General features: G+C 72.7%; 24 protein-coding genes. 17 read left to right on the forward strand and 7 right to left on the reverse strand.

From position 1 onward, the window contains the following. The first annotated feature begins 124 nt into the window (after positions 1–124). Positions 125–289 (forward strand): hypothetical protein, encoded by a 165-nt coding sequence (locus IH00_RS43440; RefSeq protein ID WP_199819798.1) that lies wholly within the window; start codon positions 125–127, stop codon positions 287–289. Between the two features lie 24 nt (positions 290–313). Here IH00_RS43440 and IH00_RS0123470 read toward each other — a convergent pair whose 3' ends face one another. After that, a complete protein-coding gene (locus IH00_RS0123470; protein WP_031076724.1) occupies positions 314–859 on the reverse strand; it encodes a L,D-transpeptidase in 546 nt (181 codons plus the stop codon). A 134-nt stretch (positions 860–993) separates the two neighbouring features. On the opposite strand from IH00_RS0123470, the gene tsaB reads away from it, so the two are divergent. The 8 genes from tsaB to IH00_RS0123515 all read left to right on the forward strand — a co-directional run bounded on the left by tsaB (position 994) and on the right by IH00_RS0123515 (position 6860). Then, positions 994–1650, forward strand: a complete 657-nt coding sequence (gene tsaB / locus IH00_RS0123480) for a tRNA (adenosine(37)-N6)-threonylcarbamoyltransferase complex dimerization subunit type 1 TsaB (RefSeq protein WP_031076726.1) — start codon at positions 994–996, stop codon at positions 1648–1650. Positions 1651–1730: 80 nt separating this feature from the next. Then, positions 1731–2213 carry a ribosomal protein S18-alanine N-acetyltransferase gene (gene rimI, locus IH00_RS0123485; protein WP_031076729.1) on the forward strand — a complete coding sequence of 161 codons (483 nt, stop codon included), beginning with the start codon at positions 1731–1733 and terminating at the stop codon, positions 2211–2213. Beyond that, positions 2206–3297 carry a tRNA (adenosine(37)-N6)-threonylcarbamoyltransferase complex transferase subunit TsaD gene (gene tsaD, locus IH00_RS0123490; RefSeq protein ID WP_031076731.1) on the forward strand — a complete coding sequence of 364 codons (1092 nt, stop codon included), beginning with the start codon at positions 2206–2208 and terminating at the stop codon, positions 3295–3297. The genes rimI and tsaD overlap by 8 nt, the downstream gene beginning before the upstream one ends. After that, positions 3294–3551, forward strand: coding sequence for a hypothetical protein (locus tag IH00_RS0123495; protein ID WP_031076733.1), 258 nt, complete (start codon positions 3294–3296; stop codon positions 3549–3551). The genes tsaD and IH00_RS0123495 overlap by 4 nt, the downstream gene beginning before the upstream one ends. An 83-nt stretch (positions 3552–3634) precedes the next feature. Further along, a complete protein-coding gene (locus IH00_RS0123500; RefSeq protein ID WP_031076735.1) occupies positions 3635–4498 on the forward strand; it encodes a polysaccharide deacetylase family protein in 864 nt (287 codons plus the stop codon). A gap of 101 nt (positions 4499–4599) precedes the next feature. Then, positions 4600–4956 (forward strand): YciI family protein, encoded by a 357-nt coding sequence (locus IH00_RS0123505; protein ID WP_031076737.1) that lies wholly within the window; start codon positions 4600–4602, stop codon positions 4954–4956. A 37-nt stretch (positions 4957–4993) separates the two neighbouring features. Continuing rightward, positions 4994–6232 (forward strand): RNA polymerase sigma factor, encoded by a 1239-nt coding sequence (locus tag IH00_RS0123510; protein WP_031076739.1) that lies wholly within the window; start codon positions 4994–4996, stop codon positions 6230–6232. Further along, positions 6222–6860, forward strand: coding sequence for a hypothetical protein (locus IH00_RS0123515; RefSeq protein ID WP_031076741.1), 639 nt, complete (start codon positions 6222–6224; stop codon positions 6858–6860). The genes IH00_RS0123510 and IH00_RS0123515 overlap by 11 nt, the downstream gene beginning before the upstream one ends. Here the strand turns inward: IH00_RS0123515 and IH00_RS0123520 are convergent. Next, entirely contained in the window at positions 6829–8037 is a 1209-nt protein-coding gene (locus IH00_RS0123520) for a class I SAM-dependent methyltransferase (protein ID WP_052411585.1), read from the reverse strand. The genes IH00_RS0123515 and IH00_RS0123520 overlap by 32 nt on opposite strands. Positions 8038–8149: 112 nt before the next feature. Between IH00_RS0123520 and IH00_RS0123525 the strand changes: the two genes are divergently transcribed. The 3 genes from IH00_RS0123525 to groL all read left to right on the forward strand — a co-directional run bounded on the left by IH00_RS0123525 (position 8150) and on the right by groL (position 11389). Continuing rightward, positions 8150–9103 (forward strand): polysaccharide deacetylase family protein, encoded by a 954-nt coding sequence (locus tag IH00_RS0123525; RefSeq protein WP_234334934.1) that lies wholly within the window; start codon positions 8150–8152, stop codon positions 9101–9103. 208 nt (positions 9104–9311) lie between these two features. Next, positions 9312–9620 carry a co-chaperone GroES gene (gene groES / locus IH00_RS0123530; RefSeq protein WP_010471835.1) on the forward strand — a complete coding sequence of 103 codons (309 nt, stop codon included), beginning with the start codon at positions 9312–9314 and terminating at the stop codon, positions 9618–9620. 146 nt (positions 9621–9766) lie between these two features. After that, positions 9767–11389: a chaperonin GroEL gene (gene groL / locus IH00_RS0123535; protein ID WP_031076745.1), complete on the forward strand. Its 1623-nt coding sequence runs from the start codon at positions 9767–9769 to the stop codon at positions 11387–11389. Positions 11390–11515: 126 nt separating this feature from the next. Here the strand turns inward: groL and IH00_RS0123540 are convergent, their stop codons facing one another. The 4 genes from IH00_RS0123540 to IH00_RS0123555 all read right to left on the reverse strand — a co-directional run bounded on the left by IH00_RS0123540 (position 11516) and on the right by IH00_RS0123555 (position 14727). Beyond that, on the reverse strand, positions 11516–12556 hold the full coding sequence (locus tag IH00_RS0123540) for a hydroxyacid dehydrogenase (protein WP_031076746.1): 1041 nt from the start codon (positions 12554–12556) through the stop codon (positions 11516–11518). Positions 12557–12719: 163 nt separating this feature from the next. Beyond that, positions 12720–12890, reverse strand: coding sequence for a hypothetical protein (locus IH00_RS42855; protein ID WP_158827899.1), 171 nt, complete (start codon positions 12888–12890; stop codon positions 12720–12722). Positions 12891–13226: 336 nt separating this feature from the next. Further along, complete coding sequence (locus IH00_RS0123550; RefSeq protein ID WP_031076749.1) at positions 13227–14000, reverse strand: SDR family NAD(P)-dependent oxidoreductase; 774 nt, start codon at positions 13998–14000, stop codon at positions 13227–13229. A gap of 58 nt (positions 14001–14058) precedes the next feature. Further along, the gene (locus IH00_RS0123555; RefSeq protein WP_031076751.1) at positions 14059–14727 is read right to left on the reverse strand and encodes an MOSC domain-containing protein; all 669 of its coding nucleotides are present in this window, start codon (positions 14725–14727) and stop codon (positions 14059–14061) included. An 80-nt stretch (positions 14728–14807) separates the two neighbouring features. Between IH00_RS0123555 and IH00_RS0123560 the strand changes: the two genes are divergently transcribed. Then, positions 14808–15701, forward strand: a complete 894-nt coding sequence (locus IH00_RS0123560; protein WP_031076753.1) for a LysR family transcriptional regulator — start codon at positions 14808–14810, stop codon at positions 15699–15701. An 86-nt stretch (positions 15702–15787) separates the two neighbouring features. Here the strand turns inward: IH00_RS0123560 and IH00_RS0123565 are convergent, their stop codons facing one another. Then, positions 15788–16108 (reverse strand): WhiB family transcriptional regulator, encoded by a 321-nt coding sequence (locus IH00_RS0123565; RefSeq protein ID WP_031076756.1) that lies wholly within the window; start codon positions 16106–16108, stop codon positions 15788–15790. A 402-nt stretch (positions 16109–16510) separates the two neighbouring features. Between IH00_RS0123565 and IH00_RS0123570 the strand changes: the two genes are divergently transcribed. The 4 genes from IH00_RS0123570 (at position 16511) to IH00_RS0123585 (ending at position 20957) form a co-directional block, all read left to right on the forward strand. Next, positions 16511–17122, forward strand: a complete 612-nt coding sequence (locus IH00_RS0123570; RefSeq protein WP_003948568.1) for a response regulator transcription factor — start codon at positions 16511–16513, stop codon at positions 17120–17122. Between the two features lie 233 nt (positions 17123–17355). Continuing rightward, a complete protein-coding gene (locus IH00_RS0123575) occupies positions 17356–17958 on the forward strand; it encodes a sigma-70 family RNA polymerase sigma factor (protein WP_031076759.1) in 603 nt (200 codons plus the stop codon). 243 nt (positions 17959–18201) lie between these two features. Further along, complete coding sequence (gene guaB, locus IH00_RS0123580; RefSeq protein WP_031076761.1) at positions 18202–19707, forward strand: IMP dehydrogenase; 1506 nt, start codon at positions 18202–18204, stop codon at positions 19705–19707. A gap of 125 nt (positions 19708–19832) precedes the next feature. Further along, positions 19833–20957 carry a GuaB3 family IMP dehydrogenase-related protein gene (locus IH00_RS0123585; protein WP_031076762.1) on the forward strand — a complete coding sequence of 375 codons (1125 nt, stop codon included), beginning with the start codon at positions 19833–19835 and terminating at the stop codon, positions 20955–20957. Positions 20958–21141 lie beyond the last annotated feature (184 nt).

Here is a 21141-nt window from a genome sequence, read left to right on the forward strand (position 1 = left end):
CCGTACTTTCCGACAAGACGTCGGCACAATGTTGCGTCGTACGTCCGAGGCGTGGTCCCATGGGTACCCGTACGGGGTTAGGTGTACCTAACCCCGCCCTGCCCCCGGACCTTCAGGAGGCACCATGTCGACATCCGAGCAGGACGTGTCGATGCGCGATCTGCTGGCGTCGTGCGCGGCGGCCAGTGCCGTGTCCACACCGCCCCGGGCCGCCGAGGACCCCGCGGAGGGTCCGGCGGACGAGGTGCGGGACGTCGCACCGGACGACAAGGCGCCCGAAGCCGCGTGACGCCGGATCCGTCCCCGAGCACCGCTACGGGACGACGACGACCTTCGCCCCGACCGTCGCGAGCGTCCACAGCGCGTCGCCGTCCGCGCGCTTCATCCGGATCCCGCCCGTCCTGCGCGCCGGGTCGGGACTGGCCATCGAGCCGTCCACGGCCGCGCTGAAGCCGATCGTCACGCCGTCGACGGTGGCGAACCGCACCACGTGCTCGATCTGCACCCCGTCGGACCCGGCCACCCGGCCCGAACGGGTCGTCACGGAGTACGTGCCGGGCTCGGGGTGCACGGTGCTCGGCATGACCGCGAAGGTGCGTGCCACCCGCTCCTTCTCGCCCACCAGCCACACCCGCCGGTCGCCGAGCGCGTACACGACCCGGACGCCCGAGCCAGAGTTCACCGGCAGGGCCAGCGAGTCCGCGGCAGGCTTCTGCGCGCTGCCGCCGGGCGCGGGCGACGACGGTGCGGCGCCCGCTCCCGCGGGCCGCTTCTCCGTGAGGCCGGCCGGGGCGTGGGCCGCCGCCTGGTAGGCGAGGAATCCGACCGCGGCCAGTGCCGCCGCGGTGAGCCCGGCCACGAATCCCGAGCTGCTCCTTGCCACCCTGCTCCCCACCTCTCACGCGCACGCGTACGTATTGATGTGACGGTAGCAGCAGTGTGAGCGCGCACCGGGGCGCCGTGCCCCCGCCCGCGGAGCCGTACGCTGTTTGCGTGCTCTTGCTCGCCATGGATACCGCCACACCCGCCGTCACCGTCGCGCTCCACGACGGCGACTCCGTCCTCGCCGTATCGAGCCAGGTCGACGCCCGCCGCCACGGGGAGCTGCTGCTGCCCGCCGTGCACCGGGTGCTCCGGGAAGCGGGCCGGCCGCTGGACGCCGTCACCGGCATCGTCGTGGGCGTCGGCCCCGGCCCGTACACCGGGCTGCGCGTCGGCCTGGTGACCGCCGCGACCTTCGCGTCGGCGCTCGGCGGGGTGCCCGTGCACGGCCTGTGCACGCTGGACGGCCTCGCGTACGCCTCCGGTATCGAGGAGCCGTTCGTCGTCGCGACGGACGCGCGCCGCAAGGAGGTCTACTGGGCGCGGTACGACGACTGCCGCACCCGCGTGACCGGGCCCGCCGTCGACCGGCCCGCCGACATCGCCGACCGGGTCGCGGGCCTGCCCGCCGTCGGAGCCGGCGCCCGCCTCTACGGCGAGGTGTTCCCCGACGCCCGTGACCCCGAGCACCAGTCGGCCGCGGCGCTCGCCGCGCTCGCCGCCGAACGGCTCCGCACCGGCGGGGCCTTCGAGGAGCCGCGGCCGATGTACCTGCGCCGCCCCGACGCCCAGGTGCCGAAGAACTACAAGGTGGTCACCCCGAAGTGACCGGACCTACCGCGCCCACCGGGCCGACCGGAGCGCAGGGAGCGGCCGCGGAGCCCGGACCGGCCGTGGTCCTGCGGGAGATGCGCTGGTGGGACCTCGCACCCGTGCTGGAGCTGGAGCACGAGCTGTTCCCCGAGGACGCCTGGTCCGAGGGGATGTTCTGGTCCGAGCTCGCCCACGCGCGCGGCCCGCGGGCGACCCGCCGCTACGTCGTCGCCGCGGCCCCGGACGGCCGGATCGCCGGCTACGCGGGGCTCGCGGCGGCCGGCGGACTCGGCGACGTCCAGACCATCGCCGTCGCCCGCGACCAGTGGGGGACCGGGCTCGGGGCCCGGCTCCTGACCGAACTGCTGCGGCACGCCACCGCCTTCGAGTGCGACGAGGTGCTCCTCGAAGTCCGCGTGGACAACACCCGCGCACAGAAGCTGTACGAGCGCTTCGGCTTCGAACCGATCGGCTTCCGCCGCGGCTACTACCAGCCGGGCAACGTCGACGCGCTCGTCATGCGCCTGACCGTACAAGCTGACGCACAAGGAACTGAGAGCACTGAGAGCCATGGCTGACGAACCCCTCGTCCTCGGCATCGAGACCTCCTGCGACGAGACCGGCGTCGGCATCGTCCGGGGCACGACCCTGCTCGCCGACGCCGTCGCGTCCAGCGTGGACACGCACGCGCGGTTCGGCGGCGTGGTTCCCGAGATCGCCTCCCGCGCCCACCTGGAGGCGATGGTCCCGACCATCGAGCGGGCCCTGCAGCAGGCCGGGATCACCGCCCGCGACCTCGACGGCATCGCGGTCACCGCCGGTCCCGGCCTCGCGGGCGCCCTCCTCGTCGGCGTCTCGGCGGCCAAGGCGTACGCGTACGCGCTGGGCAAGCCGCTGTACGGCGTGAACCACCTCGCCTCGCACATCTGCGTCGACCAGCTGGAGCACGGGCCGCTGCCCGAGCCGACGATGGCGCTGCTGGTGTCCGGCGGCCACTCGTCGCTGCTCCTCGCGCCGGACATCACCTCCGACGTACGGCCGATGGGCGCGACGATCGACGACGCGGCGGGCGAGGCGTTCGACAAGATCGCCCGCGTGCTCGACCTGGGCTTCCCGGGCGGGCCGGTGATCGACCGGCTGGCGAAGGAGGGCGACCCCTCCGCGATCGCCTTTCCCCGCGGGCTGAGCGGACCGCGCGACCCCGCGTACGACTTCTCCTTCTCCGGTCTGAAGACCGCCGTGGCCCGCTGGATCGAGGCCAGGCGCGCCGCCGGTGAGGAGGTGCCGGTACGGGACGTGGCGGCGTCCTTCCAGGAGGCGGTCGTCGACGTCCTGACCCGCAAGGCCGTGCGCGCCTGCAAGGACGAGGGCGTCGACCACCTGATGATCGGCGGTGGCGTGGCGGCCAACTCGCGGCTGCGGGCGCTGGCCGGGGAGCGGTGCGAGCGGGCCGGCATCCGGCTGCGGGTGCCGCGGCCGGGCCTGTGCACCGACAACGGCGCGATGGTCGCGGCGCTGGGCGCCGAGATGGTGGCCCGCGGGAGGCCGGCCTCCGACCTGGAGCTGTCGGCGGACTCCTCGCTGCCGGTGACCGACCCGCACGTACCTGGGAACGGTCACGACCACGTGCACGAGGTCAGCAAGGAGAACCTGTACTCATGACGGTCACCCTGATGTGGGAGGCCCGCGCGGCGGAGGGCCGCGGCGCGGACCTCCTGGAGTGGGCGCGGGCGCAGCGCCTCCCCGGCGGGCCGCTGCGCCGGGAGACCTTCACGGCCCCGCAGGACCGGGTGCTCGTGCTGACCTGGTGGGACGCCCCGTACGACGCCGGCCTGCCCGAACTGCCCGATCCGCCCGCCGACCTGGTCACGCGCGCGGTGCACCGCTGGCGCTTCGTGTCCCACGGGACCGGCTGAGGCGAGCCCCGACGCAACCCCCGGCGCCGGTCAGCCGTCCTGCAGTAGGCAGCTGATCAGGCGTTCGAACATGGGGTTCCAGGGTGGGGAAGCACATCGCGGGGGTGGCGGCACTGGCGGCCGCCCTGCTCATATCGGGCTGTACGGCATCCGCGGACGCGGACGGGCCCGCTCCGTCGCAGGCGCCGACGACGGTGGCGGCCGCACCGCCGCCCGCGGCACCGGACAAGCCGGCCGGCGAGGACGGCGGCACCGCGGCGGACACGGCCGCGGCGTACGCGAAATGGGGCCTCGAGCCCTTGGCGGCGCCTCCCGCACCGCCCCGGACCAAGCCCGTACGGACCGGGGGCGGACCGGTCCCCGTCATCAGCGAGATACCGACCACCGACAAGGTCGTCTTCCTCACCTTCGACGACGGCGCCGAGAAGGACCCGGAGTTCGTCGCGATGATGCGGGACCTGAAGATCCCCTTCACGATGTTCCTCACCGACGCCGCGATACGCGACGACTACACGTACTTCACGCCGCTGAGCGCCGAACTCGGCGCCGGGGTCGCCAACCACACCCTCACCCACCCCAACCTGCGCACCCTCGGCGCCGCGGCCCAGCAGCGGGAGATCTGCGGCCAGCAGGAGAAGCTCCGGAGGACGTACGGCACGGCCCCCCGCCTCTTCCGGCCGCCCTACGGCAACTGGAACGAGGACACCCGCACCGCCGCCCGGGCGTGCGGTGTCGAGGCGATCGTGCTGTGGCGCGAGTCGATGCAGATCACGAACATGCAGTACCAGCGCAGCGACAGGAAGCTGCACCCGGGCGACATCGTGCTGGCCCACTTCCGCGGCAAGCAGGACCTCAAGGGCACGTCGATGACCGGGATGACGGCGAACATGCTGCGCCGCATCCAGGAGCAGGGCTTCACCGTGGCGCGCCTGGAGGACTACCTCTGAAAAATTTCTTCCCGCGGTGTGTCGATCCGGCCCGTTCCCGTTCGACGTAAGGGTGAGAGGCGGGGGAACAGCCCCCGCCGCCGCACCACGAGGAGACCACCGTGCCGCGCTTCCTGACCATGATCCGCATCGACGAGAACAACGTGCCCGCCGAGGGCCCGAGCCCCGAGCTCATGGAGCGGATGGGCAAGCTGCTGGAGGAGATCACCAAGGCCGGCGTCATGCTGGACACCGCCGGGCTGCGCCCCACCTCCGAGGGGACCCGCGTCACCTGGTCCGGCGGCCGGATGTCCGTCACGGACGGCCCGTTCACCGAGTCCAAGGAGGTCATCGGCGGGTACTGGATCACCCAGTGCAAGGACAAGGCCGAGGCGATCGAGTGGACCAAGAGGTTCCTGGGGACCCACGAGGAGTACTGGACGATCAGCGCCGAGGTCCGGGAGATCACCGAAGCCTGACCGCGGTGCCGGGGGGCGTACGGCACCATGAGGTGCCGTGAGCACACCCCATGCCGTGGAGACGGTGTTCAGGATCGAGTCGGCGCGGATCATCGCGGCCGTCACCCGGATCGTCCGGGACGTCGGCATCGCCGAGGAGCTCGCTCAGGACGCTCTGGTCGCCGCGCTGGAGCAGTGGCCGGAGTCGGGCGTCCCGGAACGACCGGGCGCCTGGCTCATGGCCACGGCCAAGCACCGCGCCGTCGACCTCGTACGCCGCCGCGAGACGTACGCCCGCAAGCTCGCCGAGGTCGGCCGCGCCCTGGACGAGGCGTACGAGCCGGAGGTCGCCTACGACCCCGACGGCATCGACGACGACCTGCTGCGGCTCGTCTTCACCGCCTGCCACCCGGTGCTGTCCGCCGACGCGCGCATCGCGCTGACCCTGCGGCTGCTCGGCGGGCTGACGACGGCGGAGATCGCCCGCGCGTTCCTCGTGCCGGAGCCCACGATCGCCCAGCGGGTGGTCCGCGCGAAACGCTCGCTCGCGAAGGCGGGGGTGCCCTTCGAGGTGCCGTACGGACCCGACCGGGCCGCCCGCCTCGACTCCGTGCTGGAGGTCATCTATCTCGTCTTCAACGAGGGGTACGCGGCCACCGCCGGCGACGACTGGCTGCGCCCCGCCCTGTGCGAGGACGCGCTGCGGCTGGCCCGCGTGCTGGCGGGGCTCATGCCGGAGGAGCCCGAAGTCCATGGGCTGGCCGCCCTGCTGGAGCTCCAGGCGTCCCGCACGGCGGCGCGCACCGGCCCGGACGGTCAGCCGGTGCTGCTGGCCGACCAGAACCGCGCCCGCTGGGACCACCTGCTGATCCGGCGCGGCTTCACGGCGCTGGAGCGGGCCGGCACCGGCCCGTACTCGCTCCAGGCGGCGATCGCCGCGTGCCATGCGCGGGCGGTGACGTACGAGGAGACCGACTGGGGGACCATCGCCGCCCTGTACGCCCGGCTGGCCGGCCTCACCCCCTCCCCGGTCGTCGAACTCAACCGGGCGGTCGCCGTGTCCATGGCCGAAGGCCCGGCCGCCGCCCTGCCACTGGTGGACGCGCTGGCCGGTGAGCCGGCCCTGAAGGACTACCACCTGCTGCCCAGCGTGCGGGGCGACCTGCTGGCCCGGCTGGGGCGTGCCGGGGAGGCGCGGGCCGAGTTCGAGCGGGCGGCGGCCCTCACGCACAACGAACGGGAGAGGGCGCTCCTGCACGCCCGGGCGCGGGAGCTAGCCTCGGGGGATGCCCCGTAACCCCCTGCCGCCGCCTCCGCCCCCCGTCCACCTGCGCACCTGGCCGGACCGCGACGCCCTGCTCGCCGACCGGGCGCTGGCCGTGGGCGAGTTGACACGGCGTCTGCTGGGCGGCGAGCGGCTGACCCTGTTCCTGCTGTTGCTCGCCGGCCTGCACGTGGGGTGGCTGATCGTCGGCGGGGCGCTGATGTCGCTGGACGACGGGCTGGTGGACCCGCTCTCGGGCCTGTTCGCCGTCCTCGGCGCGTGCTTCGGCGCGGCCGTGATGATCCCGGCCGGCTACGCCGTGGCATCGTCCGTGCGCCGGGACCGGGCGGCCCGCGAACTGCTGCTGCAGTGGGCGGCGCTGGACCGGGACCCGGCGCGCGACGCCCGGCTGCGAGCCCCCGCCCCGAGCGTGACCTGGTTCCTGCTGTCCTTCGGGCTGTGCGCGGCGGGCCTGTGGCTGTCGTTCACGGTCCCGGCGGCGGCGCGCCCCGGCGCCACCACGTACGCCGAGGTCGCCTACGGCATGGGCGCCGGGCTGCTCCTGTGGGTGCACGGCCTGATCGGCCTCGCCAAGGCGGTGGGGCACTACCGGTTCGCGGTGAGGCTGCTCAGGGCGCCGGGACGGCCGGAGCCTGCGTAGGCCGGCCGATCAGCATCGTCGGCGCCCCCGCCGCCCTCGTGAGGAACACGGTCGCCGCGTTCGGCCCCTTCGGCTTCACCTTGCGGCGCAGTTCCTCCGGCTCGACCGCGGAACCGCGCTTCTTCACCGTCAGCGTGCCGACCTCCCGTTCGCGCAGCAGCGCCTTGAGCTTCTTGACGTTGAAGGGCAGGCGGTCGGTGATCTCGTAGGCGGTGGCGTACGGGGTGGGCCGCAGCTCGTCCGCCGTGATGTACGCGATCGTCGCGTCGATCAGTGCCCCGCCGAGCTCCTCGGCGACCTCCGCCACCAGGTGGGCGCGGATGACGGCGCCGTCCGGCTCGTACAGGAAGCGGCCGGTCTCCCGGACGGGGGGATCGGGCAGGCCGCGGCCGGTGAGGGTGCGGGGGCCGGGCAGCAGCGTGGCGGTGACCGTGCCGGGGCGGGTGCCGAACCAGAGGACCGCCTCCTTGACGTCGCCGCCGTCGGAGATCCACTCGGCCTCGGTCTCCGGGGGCACCGTCTCGTGCGGGATGCCCGGGGCGATCTTGAGTGCGGCGTACCGGGCGCTGCGCGCCGTGTCGACGGCCCAGGACAGGGGCGGGGAGTACGCCTCGGGGTCGAAGATCCGGCCCCCGCCGCGGCCACCCCGGCGGGCGGGGTCCACGAACACGGCGTCGTACGCGGAGGTGTCGGTCTCCGTCACGTCGGCGCAGCGCACCTCGATCAGTCCGGCCAGGCCGAGCGCCTCGGCGTTGGCGCGGGCGGCCGCGGCGGTCAGCGGGTCCCGGTCGACCGCCAGGACGCGGATACCGGCGCGGGCGAGCGCGAGCGCGTCGCCGCCGATGCCGCAGCACAGGTCCGCGACGCTGCGCACGCCCAGCTCCGCGAAGCGCGCCGCCCGGTACGCCGCGACCGCGGCCCGCGTCGACTGCTCGACGCCGTGGGGCGTGAAGTACATCCGGTGGGCGTCCTGGGCCCCGAACTTGGCCACCGCCCGCTGTCGCAGCCGGGCCTGCCCGAGGGCCGCCGTGACCAGCCCGGCCGGGTGCTCGCGGCGCAGGCGGGAGGCGACGGCCAGTTCCTGGGCGGGGTCGTAGTCGCGCAGGGCGGCGAGCAGCGACTGGCCCTCGTCGGTGAGGAGCGCGGAGAAGGCGGCGAGATCGGTCACCCGCCCCATTGTGGGCCAGGCGGGGGATGGTGCACGCCGGGCGGCGGTGTCGGCGCGGCGGCGGCGCACGGCGCTGACAGGATGCGGCGCCATGCAGCTAGTAAGACAAACAGAACAAATGATGTACGGTGCGCGGCGCTGTCCCCGGCACGCTCTCCCGTGGTGGCGCCGCCGCACCCCGCGCCGCGCCCGCGCGGTGCTCGTGGCGCTGCTCCTCACCTCGCTCCCGGCCGCCTGCACGACCGACCCCGGCCGCGACGTCGCCCCCGCGCCCGGACAGCCCGAGCCCGGGCAGCAGGCCGCCGCCGGGCCGGCCGGCGCCCTCGCCGCGTACGTCGACAAGGTCAAGCGCGCCCACGCCGCCCGTACCGTCGTGGCCCGCAAGTGGGGGCTGACGCGCACCCCCCTCGTCGCCCCGCCGCCCCCCGCGCCCGGCAACAAGCCGAAGATCACCTTCCGCAAGGGCTTCGAGGCCGGCGACGCGACGCTGCCGCCGGTCTTCACCACGGTGCCCACCAAGGAGCGGATCGTCTTCCTGACCATCGACGACGGCGCGGAGAAGGACCCCGAGCTGCTGCGCATGATGGACGAACTCGACATCCCGTACAGCGCGTTCCTCAGCGACTACCTGGTCAGGGAGAACTACGGTTACTTCGAGAAGATGCAGCGGACCGGCGTCGCCCTGCACAACCACACCCTCAACCACCCCTACCTGCCCGCCCTGTCGTACGCCGAGCAGAAGCGCGAGATCTGCGGCCAGCAGGACGTCATCGAGAAGCGCTACGGCAAACGCCCGCCGCTCTTCCGCCCGCCGTACGGCAACTACAACGCCGACACGCTGCGCGCCGCCCGGTCCTGCGGCGTCAAGGCCGTGCCCCTGTGGTCGGCCGAGGCGTTCCCCGACCGCATGGAGTGGCGCGAGTGGGACCGGGACCTGCACCCCGGCGACATCATCCTCACGCACTTCCGTGGCCGCGATGACTGGAAGGGCACCATGCCGGACATGATCCGCCACGTGATGAACGTCGTCACGTCCAAGGGATACGCGGTCGCGCGGCTCGAGGACTACGTGTAGCTGAGGCTCCCGGGAACACGCCGCGCCGTCGTGAATTGGCACTCCGCTTGACCGAGTGCTAACCGCGGTCATAGTCTCGGCTCTGGCACTCCTCCCCGGAGAGTGCCAACACAGCGACGGGCAGGTCCGGCACCCGCGACGACGGATCCACCTGGTCGCCACCTCAGACAGTTAACCCCGTGAGATCTCCGAAGGGGGAGGTCGGATCGTGACGACCACCAGCTCCAAGGTTGCCATCAAGCCGCTCGAGGACCGCATCGTGGTCCAGCCGCTCGACGCCGAGCAGACCACCGCCTCTGGCCTGGTCATCCCGGACACCGCCAAGGAGAAGCCCCAGGAGGGCGTCGTCCTGGCCGTGGGCCCGGGCCGCTTCGAGAACGGCGAGCGCCTGCCGCTCGACGTCAAGACCGGCGACATCGTGCTGTACAGCAAGTACGGCGGCACCGAGGTGAAGTACAGCGGCGAGGAGTACCTCGTCCTCTCGGCCCGCGACGTGCTCGCGATCGTCGAGAAGTAAGTCACCCGAAGCAGAGAATGCTTTGAGCTGCGCCCCTGGCCCCCGCTGACTCCACAGTGCCGGGCGGCGAGGGGCGCGGTTCGTTTCACGGCGATGGCGGCCGCAGGCGCGGCCGAGGATCGCAACGAGAGGACTGACTCAGCCCCATGGCGAAGATCCTGAAGTTCGACGAGGACGCCCGTCGCGCCCTCGAGCGCGGCGTCAACAAGCTGGCCGACACCGTCAAGGTGACCATCGGCCCCAAGGGCCGCAACGTCGTCATCGACAAGAAGTTCGGCGCGCCCACCATCACCAACGACGGTGTCACGATCGCCCGCGAGGTCGAGATCGAGGACCCGTACGAGAACCTCGGTGCCCAGCTGGTGAAGGAGGTGGCGACCAAGACCAACGACATCGCTGGTGACGGCACCACCACCGCCACCGTCCTGGCCCAGGCGCTGGTCCGCGAGGGTCTGCGCAACGTCGCCGCCGGCGCCTCCCCGGCCGCCCTGAAGAAGGGCATCGACGCCGCGGTCAAGGCCGTCTCCGACGAGCTCCTGGCGACCGCGCGCCCGATCGACGACAAGGCCGACATCGCCGCCGTCGCCGCGCTCTCCGCGCAGGACCAGCAGGTCGGCGAGCTCATCGCCGAGGCGATGGACAAGGTCGGCAAGGACGGTGTCATCACCGTCGAGGAGTCCAACACCTTCGGTCTGGAGCTGGACTTCACCGAGGGCATGGCCTTCGACAAGGGCTACCTGTCCCCGTACATGGTGACCGACCAGGAGCGTATGGAGGCCGTCCTCGACGACCCGTACATCCTGATCCACCAGGGCAAGATCTCCGCGATCGCCGACCTGCTGCCGCTGCTGGAGAAGGTCATCCAGGCCGGCTCCTCCAAGCCGCTGCTGATCGTCGCCGAGGACGTCGAGGGCGAGGCCCTCTCCACCCTCGTCGTCAACAAGATCCGCGGCACCTTCAACGCGGTCGCGGTCAAGGCCCCCGGCTTCGGCGACCGCCGCAAGGCGATGCTCGGCGACATGGCCGCCCTCACCGGCGCCACCGTCGTCGCCGAGGAGGTCGGCCTCAAGCTCGACCAGGTCGGCCTGGACGTGCTCGGCACCGCCCGCCGCGTGACCGTCACCAAGGACGACACCACCATCGTCGACGGTGGCGGCAAGTCCGAGGACGTCGCCGGCCGCGTGGCCCAGATCAAGGGCGAGATCGAGACCACCGACTCCGACTGGGACCGCGAGAAGCTCCAGGAGCGCCTCGCGAAGCTGGCCGGCGGCGTGTGCGTCATCAAGGTCGGCGCCGCCACCGAGGTGGAGCTGAAGGAGCGCAAGCACCGTCTGGAGGACGCCATCTCCGCGACCCGCGCCGCGGTCGAGGAGGGCATCGTCTCCGGTGGTGGCTCCGCGCTGGTCCACGCCGTCAAGGTGCTCGAGGACAACCTCGGCAAGGACGGCGACGAGGCCACCGGTGTCGCGGTCGTCCGCCGTGCCGCCGTCGAGCCGCTGCGCTGGATCGCCGAGAACGCCGGCCTCGAGGGCTACGTCATCACCGCGAAGGTGGCGGAGCTCGAGAAGGGCCAGGGCTTCAACGCCGCGACCGGCGAGTACGGCGACCTGGTGAAGGCCGGCGTCATCGACCCGGTCAAGGTGACGCGCTCGGCGCTGGAGAACGCCGCGTCGATCGCCTCCCTCCTCCTCACCACCGAGACCCTCGTGGTGGAGAAGAAGGAAGAGGAGCCGGCGGAAGCGGGCCACGGTCACGGCCACTCCCACTGACGCCTGGACGCCCGGCACCTGACGCCTGACCGTCCGGCGCCCGAACGTCACCGAGGCCCGGTGCTCCCGTCGCGGGAGCACCGGGCCTCCGGCGTTCACGCCACCAGCGGCCCCCTCCCGCCCGCGCTACGCCGACCGGTCCAGCTCCGACGGCCGCACCGGGTCCCGGAAGGGCACCCCCTGCGCGTACCGCTCCAGCTCGTCCAGCGCCCGGTCCGCCAGGCGGTGGAGCTCGTTGCCGAGGGAGCCCGCGATGTGCGGGGTGAGCAGGACGTTCGGGAGCGAGTAGAGCGGGGAGTCCGGCGGCGGGAGTTCGGCCTCGGTCATGTCGAGCACGGCGTGCAGCCGGCCCGACGTGAGGTGGGGGAGGAGAGCGGCCTCGTCCACGAGCGAGCCGCGCGAGGTGTTGATCAGCGTGGCGCCGTCCGCCATCCGGGCCAGCTGCGCCGCGCCGATCAGGTGGCGGGTGCCCGGCAATTGCGGCGCGTGGACCGAGACGACGCCGGCCCGCGCGCACAGCTCGTCCAGGGGAACGGGGACGACACCGAGGGCCCCGGCTTCGCCGGCCGTCACGTACGGGTCGTACAGCAGGACCTGTACGTCGAAGGGGCGCAGCAGCTCGATGACGCGGCGCCCGATGCGGGAGGCGCCGACGATGCCCACGGTGCGGCGGTAGTTCCCGGCGGCGGACAGCTCCTCGCGCCAGTCGTGGGGCACGCGCAGGTCCGCGTACCGCCGGGCCGAGCGCAGGACGTGCTTGCCGGAGAACAGGATCGCCGCGAGCGTGTACTCGGCCACCGGCAGCGCGTTGGCCGCAGCGGCCGAGGTGACGGTGATGCCGCGTTCCCAGCAGGCGTCGGTGACGTGGTGCTTGACCGAGCCGGCCGCGTGGACGACGGCCCGCAGACGCGGGGCCCGTTCGAGTACCGCCGGCGTCAGCGGGGTGGCGCCCCAGCAGGTGAACAGCACCTCCGCCCCGGCGAGCGCGGCCGCGACCTGCGGGGCGGGGGCGGCGAGGTCGTGGGCGACGAGGTGCGGATCCGTACGGGAGAGGGCGGCGAGGCGGGTGCGGTGGGCCTCGGTGAACAGGCGGTCCGCGATGCCGGGAGCCATGGCCAGGAGCACGGTGGGGCGTTCGGCGGACCGATTGTCGGTGGCGTGGTGCATGGGGGGAACCGGGCTCCTCACGTGACGCTGCCGGCGGTCGGTCCGGCTCTCCAGTGTCGCTGGAAGCCCGGTGTTCCCGCGACGGGAGCACCGGGCCGCTCGGGCGGGGCCACCGCGGTCAGCGGTGTGCCGGCGAGCGCGGCCGCCTCGTCGGCGTACGCGATCAGCGCCAGGCCCCGAGGCGCACGTACGCCCGTACGCCCGGCTCGGCGAGGCGCTGCACCACAAGGACGGCGTCCACGTCGTGGTGCACCGGGGCCGCGCAGACGCCTCCGGGGTCGACCGCCCCGTGCAGCGCTCGTACCGCCTCCTCGAACCCCTCCTGGTCCAGCACCCGCGGGCACCGGGCCGGCCACCTTCCCGGGAGCCACGCGCCCCCGGCGCGCACCGCCGGCGCCGTCGGACCGTCCGCCCCGGCCACCGGCAGGGGCGCGCCGTGGCCGAGCCCCACCGGGTGCCGCGACCGAACGGGTGGCGTCCGATCGTCGGCTCGGAGCAGGGACGGATCGATCGCTCGCTCCCGCCGGGCCCGACACATCCGCCGGCGAAACGCCCGGCGAATCCGCCGACCACTGCGCCCGGCGAACGCGCCCACGCATCCGTCCCTCCGTCAGCAGGGCGCCCGGCCCCGCCGACTTCCCGGCGGAGGCCCGGCCGCCGGAACCCGCGGCTACTGCGGCCCGAACTTGCGCCCGGCCCGGGAGCTCACCCCGCCGAGCAGCCCGCGCGGCGCCAGCTTCACCACACCCATCAGCGCCTTGTACCGCGGATCCGGGATGGACACGGTCTTGCCGCGCGCCAGGTCGGCCAGCGCCTCCCGTACCAGCTTGTCGGCGTCCAGCCACATCCAGCCCGGGATGTTGTCCGTCCCCATCCCGGCCCGCTCGTGGAACTCGGTCCGTACGAAGCCCGGGCACAGCGCCATCAGCCGCACCCCGCTGCCCGCCAGGTCCCGCGCCGCGCCCTGCGTGAACTGGACGACCCACGCCTTGGACGCGCCGTACGTACCCCGTGGCACGAACGCGGCCACAGACGCCACGTTCACCACGCCGCCCCGGCCCCGTTCCCGCATCGGCCCGGTCGCCGCCGCGGTCAGCCGCAGCACCGCCTCGCAGTGCACCTTCAGCATCCTCAGCTCATCGGCCATGGACACTTCGAGGAACCGGCCCTTGTTGCCGAACCCGGCATTGTTGACCAGCAGGTCCACCGGTCGCTTGGGGTCGGTGAGCCGCGCCTCCACGGCGGCGATCCCGTCCTCCTCCGACAGGTCGGCGGCCAGGACCTCCGCCTCGATGCCGTGCCGGTCGTGCAGCTCGGTCGCCTGGTCCCGGAGCCGTTTCACATCGCGGGCCACGAGCACCACGTCGCGGCCCTCCGCCGCCAGCCGCCGCGCGAAGGCGGCCCCGATTCCCGCCGTCGCGCCCGTAATCAGTGCAGTCGTCATACGCGCACGGTAGTGCCCCGGCCCGCACACCCGTGGACGCGCCCGCCCGCACCCGGCCCTACGCGCCGCCCTGCGCCACGTACTTGAGCGCCGCGTCCCGCAGGCCGGGGTCGAGCGCGTCCCCCGCCGCCAGCGTGCGCGGCAGCAACTCCCGCTGCAGGGTGCAGGCGCGGAAGGCCACCTCCACGGTCACGTCGTGGTCCGGCCGGTGCACGACCTCGACCCGGTCGCCGGCCCGGACCTCACCCGGCTCGATCACCCGCAGGTACGCTCCCGACCCGGCGCGCTGCGTGAACCGCTTGACCCAGCCCTTCTCACCGAGCCAGTCCGCGAAGGTCCGGCACGGTATGCGTCCGCTCGCGACCTCCAGCAGCGGTCCGGAGCCGATCCGCCAACGCTCCCCGATCAGCGCGCCGTTCACCTCCACGCCGGAGGTGGTGAGGTTCTCCCCGAACGCGCCGTTCGCCAGCTCCCGTCCCAGCTCGCGCTCCCAGTGGTCCAGGTCCTCGCGCGCGAAGGCGTACACCGCTTGATGGGTTCCTCCGTGGAAGCGCAGGTCGCAGACCGCGTCCCCGGCCACCCCGCTCCCGCCCTCACCCCGGGGTCCGGGGTCGGACAGCCGCACCGGGCCGTCGACGGGTCGTTTGTCGATGCCGGTCAGCCCACTGGGCGCGTCCGTGTATCCCACGGCCTTCGGCCGCCCCGCGTTCACGGTCAGAATCCTCATGACCGGAACGGTAATCCGCCCGCCTCAAAGCGTCGAGCGGATATGTACGCCGGTGCCCAAGCGAGTCTTATATTGGAAGGGTGATCGAAGCCCGCCATCTCCGCGTCCTGCGCGCCGTGGCCGCCACCGGCTCCTTCTCCGCGGCCGCCCGGGAACTGGGCTGCACCCAGCCGGCCGTCAGCCAGCAGATGAAGGCGCTCGAAGCGTCCGCGGGCACACCGCTGCTGATCCGCACGGGCCGCGAGATGCGCCTCACCCAGGCCGGCGAGGCGCTCGTACGCCACGCCTCCGGCATCCTCGCCGGCCTCACCGCGGCCGAGGAGGAGGTCGCCGCCATCGCGGGCCTGCGGGCCGGCCGGGTCCGCCTGGTCTCGTTCCCCAGCGGCAGCTCCACCCTGGTGCCCACCGCCCTCGCCGCCCTGCGCGCCGCCCACCCCGGCACCCGCGTCTCCCTGGTGGAGGCCGAGCCGCCGCGCTCGGTGGAGATGCTCCGCGAGGGCGACTGCGACGTGGCGCTCGCCTTCCGCTACCGCCCCGCCGTCGCGGAGTGGGACGACCTGGTCGTACGCCCCCTTCTCGCCGACCGCCTGGTCGGCCTGGTCCCCGAGGGCCACCCCCTCGCGGACGCCGGCTCCGTCGCCATCGGCGACCTGGCCGACGAGCCCTGGATCGCGGGCTGCCCACGGTGCCGCCGCCAGCTCGTCAGCGTGTGCGAGGGCGCCGGCTTCACGCCGCGCATCGACTTCGCGACCGACGACTACCCGGCGGTCATCGGCCTCGTGGGTGCCGGCCTGGGCGTCGCCGTCCTTCCGGAGCTGGCCATCGAGTCCGTACGGCCCCGCGGCGCCCGCACGGTGGCCGTGGAACCGCCGGTGGAGCGGGAGATCGTCGCCCTCACCCTGCCCGACCTCGCGAACGTCCCCGCCGTGGCCGCCACGCTCGACCAGCTCACCCGGGCCGCCGCCCGCCCCTGAGGCCCCGCCGCCGGGCGCGACGGTCCGTACGCAAAAGGGCGGCCCCGCGGGCCGCCCTGGTGTCCCACTGGGGAAGAAACGTTCCTTCAGCTGTGTGCCGCCGATGCCGCCGACGTGGTGATCAAACGGTTCCGAGCCCGCCCCATGAGCTCCTCGCGCTCGTCCTCGGTGAGGCCGCCCCATACGCCGTAGGGCTCCCGCACGGCCAGTGCGTGGGCCGCGCACTCGGCGCGGACCGGGCACCGCATGCAGACCTCTTTCGCCGAGTTCTCGCGCGCACTCCGCGCCGCGCCGCGCTCCCCCTCGGGGTGGAAGAAGAGCGAACTGTCGACTCCGCGGCAGGCCGCGAGCAGCTGCCAGTCCCACAGGTCGGCGTTGGGTCCGGGAAGGCGGGAGAAATCTGCCATAGCGCATGTCCCCTTGAAGCCGGTGCTGAGCGGATAAGTGGGCTGTTGTGTGGGCTGATACAGCCACGACCGTACAACTACTGTCTAAGTAGATGTAAATATGACTCATTGCGAATCTAGCTACAGACACCGACAAAGTGAAGGAAAAGCCGCTAAATGGGGCATAGCTCTGAGTGAACCGACGGTGACCTGCTTCGCTCTCCTCCGTACGCACTCCCTCACGTAGAGTGTCGAAGGGGGAGAGCGGACCCGTAACTCTTTCGAGTGACCGTCGTTGAGAGTGCGGAGGCGGTTGACAGAACAAGCGCTCGGGCGGGTGTCCGAGGGCGTCAATCGCTCAGGTGACGATACGTAACCAGCCTGGAGGCTCAAGGTGACGCGCATCAGCTGCGGAGGACGGCCATGACATCCGTCCTCGTCTGCGACGACTCCCCGCTTGCCCGAGAAGCGCTCCGCCGCGCCGTCGCCACAGTGCCCGGCGTCGAGCGCGTGACGACCGCGGCCAACGGCGAGGAAGTCCTCCGCCGCTGGGGCGCGGACCGCTCGGACCTGATTCTGATGGACGTACGCATGCCCGGACTGGGCGGCGTGGAGACCGTCCGCCGGCTGCTCTCCGCGGACCCCGGCGCCCGCATCATCATGCTCACCGTCGCCGAGGACCTCGACGGCGTCGCGCTCGCCGTCGCCGCCGGTGCCCGGGGCTACCTGCACAAGGACGCCTCGCGCGCCGAACTGCGGGCCACCGTCACCCAGGCGCTGGCCGACCCGACCTGGCGGCTGGCCCCCCGCCGCCTGCGCTCGGCCGAGATGGGCGCCGCGCCCACCCTCACCGCGCGCGAGATCCAGGTCCTCGAAGGCATGAGCCACGGCCGGTCCAACGCGGAGATCGGCCGTGAGCTCTTCCTCTCCGAGGACACGGTCAAGACGCACGCCCGGCGGCTGTTCAAGAAACTGGGCGCCTCGGACCGGGCGCATGCCGTCGCGCTCGGATTCCGCTGGGGTCTGGTGCGCTAGCACGTGATCGTTCGGATCCCCGTCCGCCGCCCGGCGGACGGGGCGGCGGAGGCCCGATATCTGTTTCCGGCTCGATGCCGCATCCTTGAGATGTGGAGTTCCTCGGGGACGAGTCGATCGAGCGGGAGGGGAGGGCGCAGGAAATGACGTCCGGCGCACCTGCTCATAACGCTTCGGTGCACAACTACGCACGCGGTGCCACCGAGCGGCAGACGTCAAGGCACCATGGACCGATGCGCGACGACGAGACGCAGGGACCCGCCTCCTCCGCGGGGGCCGGGTCGATCGGCGCCCTCGTCCACCGGGCCGTCGAAGGGGACGAGCAGGCCACGCACGACCTGCTGGCGCACGTGCATCCCCTGGCCCTTCGCTACTGCCGTACGCGGCTCAGCAGGCTGCCCGGCGACGCGCGGCACTTCGTCGAGGACCTCGCCCAGGAGGTCTGCGTCGCCGTCCTGATGGCCCTGCCCCGCTACAAGGACACCGGACGCCCGTTCGAGGCGTTCGTCTTCGCCATCGCCGGGCACAAGGTCGCCGATCTCCAGCGGGCCGCCATGCGCCACCCGGGATCCACCGCCGTGCCGTCCGACGAGATGCCCGAGCGCCCCGACGACTCCCTCGGGCCGGAGGAGCGGGCCCTGCTCAGCGACGACGCCGAGTGGGCCAAGAAGCTCCTCGCCAACCTTCCCGAGAACCAGCGCGAGCTGCTGGTACTGCGCGTCGCCGTCGGCCTGACCGCCGAGGAGACCGGACAGATGCTCGGCATGTCCCCCGGTGCCGTACGGGTGGCGCAGCACCGGGCGCTCAGCCGTCTGCGCGCGCTCGCCGAGCAGTGACGGCCGCACCGGAGCCGCGCGGCCTCCCGGGGGCGCGCCGGGGCGAACCGGGGCGGATGCCGCGGAACCGCGGCGCAGCGTGACGGACCGCGCCCGCACGGTGAGCCGCCGTACGACCCGACGGCCGCGTCCGTACGTGTGAACGTCCAAACCTTCCGGGTGATCTTGCTCGTGGAATGAGACACGGCCGCAGCCCGTTAGCATGGACATCCGCACCGATCAAGGCCATTTGGGGAAGGTGTCATGACTGCCAACGTCGACGGAGTGCCCGAGAAATTCGCGACACTCGGGCTGACCTACGACGACGTGCTGCTGTTGCCCGGCGCGTCCGACATGGCACCCGACCAGATCGACACTTCCTCGTACATCTCCAAGAACGTACGGGTGAACATCCCGCTGCTGTCCGCGGCGATGGACAAGGTCACCGAGTCGCGCATGGCCATCGCCATGGCCCGCCAGGGCGGTGTCGGTGTCCTCCACCGCAACCTCTCCATCGCCGACCAGGCCAACCAGGTCGACCTGGTGAAGCGCTCCGAGTCCGGCATGGTCACCGACCCGATCACGGTCCGCCCGGAGGCGACCCTCGCCGAGGCCGACGCCATCTGCGCCAAGTTCCGCATCAGCGGCGTGCCCGTCACCGACCCGGCGGGCAAGCTGCTCGGCATCGTCACCAACCGCGACATGGCCTTCGAGACCGACCGCAGCCAGCAGGTGCGCGACGTCATGACGCCGATGCCGCTGGTCACCGGCACGGTCGGCATCTCCGGCGTGGACGCCATGGAGCTGCTGCGCCGCCACAAGATCGAGAAGCTGCCGCTCGTCGACGACGCGGGCATCCTCAAGGGCCTCATCACCGTCAAGGACTTCGTCAAGGCGGAGAAGTACCCGAACGCCGCGAAGGACAAGGAAGGCCGCCTGCTCGTCGGTGCCGCCGTCGGTGTCGCGGGTGACGCCTTCGAGCGCGCCCAGGCGCTGATCGAGGCGGGCGTCGACTTCATCGTCGTCGACACCGCGCACGGCCACTCCCGGCTGGTCGGCGAGATGGTCGCCAAGATCAAGTCGAACTCCACGGTGGACGTCATCGGCGGCAACGTCGCCACCCGCGACGGCGCGCAGGCGCTCGTCGACGCCGGTGTCGACGGCATCAAGGTGGGTGTCGGGCCCGGCTCCATCTGCACCACCCGCGTCGTCGCCGGCATCGGCGTCCCGCAGGTCACCGCCATCTACGAGGCGTCCCTCGCCGCCAAGGCGGCCGGCGTCCCCGTCATCGGCGACGGCGGCCTGCAGTACTCCGGCGACATCGCCAAGGCCCTGGTCGCCGGCGCCGACACGGTGATGCTGGGCTCGCTGCTCGCGGGCTGCGAGGAGTCGCCGGGCGAGCTGATGTTCATCAACGGCAAGCAGTTCAAGTCGTACCGCGGCATGGGCTCCCTCGGCGCCATGCAGTCGCGCGGCGAGCAGCGCTCCTTCTCCAAGGACCGGTACTTCCAGGAGGGCGTCGCCTCCGACGAGAAGCTGGTCCCCGAGGGCATCGAGGGCCAGGTCCCCTTCCGCGGCCCGCTGTCCGCGGTCGTCCACCAGCTCGTCGGCGGACTGCGCCAGTCGATGTTCTACGTCGGCGGACGCACGGTCCCGGAGCTCCAGGAGCGCGGCCGGTTCGTGCGGATCACCTCCGCCGGTCTCAAGGAGAGCCACCCGCACGACATCCAGATGACCGTCGAGGCGCCGAACTACAGCAGCAAGAGGTAGCCGCGGGACGCGGCGGCGCCCGTACGCACGCGTGAGGGGCGGTTCCGGCCGGATACCGGAACCGCTCCTCACGCGCGTGTCGGGGATACTGGTAGGCGCAGACGTAGAGGGAAAGGCCACACATCGTGACTGAGATCGAGATCGGGCGCGGCAAGCGCGGCCGCAGGGCGTACGCGTTCGACGACATCGCCGTCGTACCGAGCCGGCGCACCCGGGACCCGAAGGAGGTCTCGATCGCCTGGCAGATCGACGCCTACCGCTTCGAGCTGCCGTTCCTGGCCGCCCCCATGGACTCGGTGGTCTCGCCGCAGACCGCGATCCGCATCGGCCAGCTCGGCGGCCTCGGCGTGCTGAACCTCGAGGGCCTGTGGACCCGCTACGAGGACCCGCAGCCGCTGCTCGACGAGATCGCCGAGCTCCCCGCGGAGACCGCGACCCGCCGTCTGCAGGAGATCTACGCGGCGCCGATCCAGGAGGAGCTGATCGGGCGGCGCATCAAGGAGGTGCGCGACTCGGGCGTGGTCACCGCGGCCGCGCTCTCCCCGCAGCGCACGGCCCAGTTCTCCAAGGCCGTCGTCGACGCCGGCGTCGACATCTTCGTCATCCGCGGGACGACCGTCTCCGCCGAGCACGTCTCCGGCGCGGCCGAGCCGCTGAACCTCAAGCAGTTCATCTACGAGCTCGACGTCCCCGTGATCGTCGGCGGCTGCGCCACCTACACGGCCGCCCTGCACCTGATGCGCACCGGCGCGGCGGGCGTGCTGGTGGGCTTCGGCGGCGGCGCCGCGCACACCACGCGCAACGTGCTGGGCATCCAGGTGCCGATGGCGACCGCGGTGGCCGACGTCGCCGCCGCCCGCCGGGACTACATGGACGAGTCCGGCGGCCGGTACGTGCACGTCATCGCGGACGGCGGCGTGGGCTGGTCCGGCGACCTGCCCAAGGCGATCGCCTGCGGCGCCGACTCGGTGATGATCGGCTCCCCGCTGGCGCGCGCGACCGACGCACCGGGCAAGGGCCACCACTGGGGCATGGAGGCCGTCCACGAGGACGTGCCGCGCGGCAAGCTGGTCGACCTCGGCATCGTCGGCACCACCGAGGAGATCCTGGCCGGCCCCTCCCACTCGCCCGACGGCTCGATGAACTTCTTCGGCGCGCTGCGCCGGGCCATGGCGACGACGGGCTACAGCGAGCTCAAGGAGTTCCAGCGCGTCGAGGTCACGGTCGCGGACGCCCAGCACAAGCGCTGACGCGTCGTGTGCGGCGGCTGCGCCGCCGTACGGACGTGGAAGGGGCCCCGCCGGAAGGCGCGGGCCCCTTGTCGTGCCACCGGCGCGCGGCTCGGGTGTGCCGGCGTGCGGCTTGGTGCGCCGGCGCACGGCTCCGTGAGTCGGCGCACTGCTTGGGGTCAGCACGCGCCCTGGCGGGTCAGCG

The sequence above is a fragment of the Streptomyces sp. NRRL S-118 genome (genome assembly GCF_000716335.1).
GTDB lineage: Bacteria > Actinomycetota > Actinomycetes > Streptomycetales > Streptomycetaceae > Streptomyces.

Bases quoted from the DNA above. Each gene is read 5' to 3' on its own strand.
- IH00_RS0123495 (WP_031076733.1), top strand. From the start codon at position 3,294: ATGACGGTCACCCTGATGTGGGAGGCCCGCGCGGCGGAGGGCCGCGGC.
- IH00_RS0123520 (WP_052411585.1), bottom strand. From the start codon at position 8,037: ATGGGGCGGGTGACCGATCTCGCCGCCTTCTCCGCGCTCCTCACCGAC.
- IH00_RS0123550 (WP_031076749.1), bottom strand. From the start codon at position 14,000: ATGACGACTGCACTGATTACGGGCGCGACGGCGGGAATCGGGGCCGCC.
- guaB (WP_031076761.1), top strand. From the start codon at position 18,202: ATGACTGCCAACGTCGACGGAGTGCCCGAGAAATTCGCGACACTCGGG.
- IH00_RS0123525 (WP_234334934.1), top strand. From the start codon at position 8,150: ATGTACGGTGCGCGGCGCTGTCCCCGGCACGCTCTCCCGTGGTGGCGC.
- rimI (WP_031076729.1), top strand. From the start codon at position 1,731: ATGCGCTGGTGGGACCTCGCACCCGTGCTGGAGCTGGAGCACGAGCTG.
- IH00_RS0123555 (WP_031076751.1), bottom strand. From the start codon at position 14,727: ATGAGGATTCTGACCGTGAACGCGGGGCGGCCGAAGGCCGTGGGATAC.
- tsaD (WP_031076731.1), top strand. From the start codon at position 2,206: ATGGCTGACGAACCCCTCGTCCTCGGCATCGAGACCTCCTGCGACGAG.
- IH00_RS0123575 (WP_031076759.1), top strand. From the start codon at position 17,356: ATGCGCGACGACGAGACGCAGGGACCCGCCTCCTCCGCGGGGGCCGGG.
- IH00_RS0123570 (WP_003948568.1), top strand. From the start codon at position 16,511: ATGACATCCGTCCTCGTCTGCGACGACTCCCCGCTTGCCCGAGAAGCG.
- IH00_RS0123540 (WP_031076746.1), bottom strand. From the start codon at position 12,556: ATGCACCACGCCACCGACAATCGGTCCGCCGAACGCCCCACCGTGCTC.
- groL (WP_031076745.1), top strand. From the start codon at position 9,767: ATGGCGAAGATCCTGAAGTTCGACGAGGACGCCCGTCGCGCCCTCGAG.
- IH00_RS43440 (WP_199819798.1), top strand. From the start codon at position 125: ATGTCGACATCCGAGCAGGACGTGTCGATGCGCGATCTGCTGGCGTCG.
- IH00_RS0123565 (WP_031076756.1), bottom strand. From the start codon at position 16,108: ATGGCAGATTTCTCCCGCCTTCCCGGACCCAACGCCGACCTGTGGGAC.
- IH00_RS0123515 (WP_031076741.1), top strand. From the start codon at position 6,222: ATGCCCCGTAACCCCCTGCCGCCGCCTCCGCCCCCCGTCCACCTGCGC.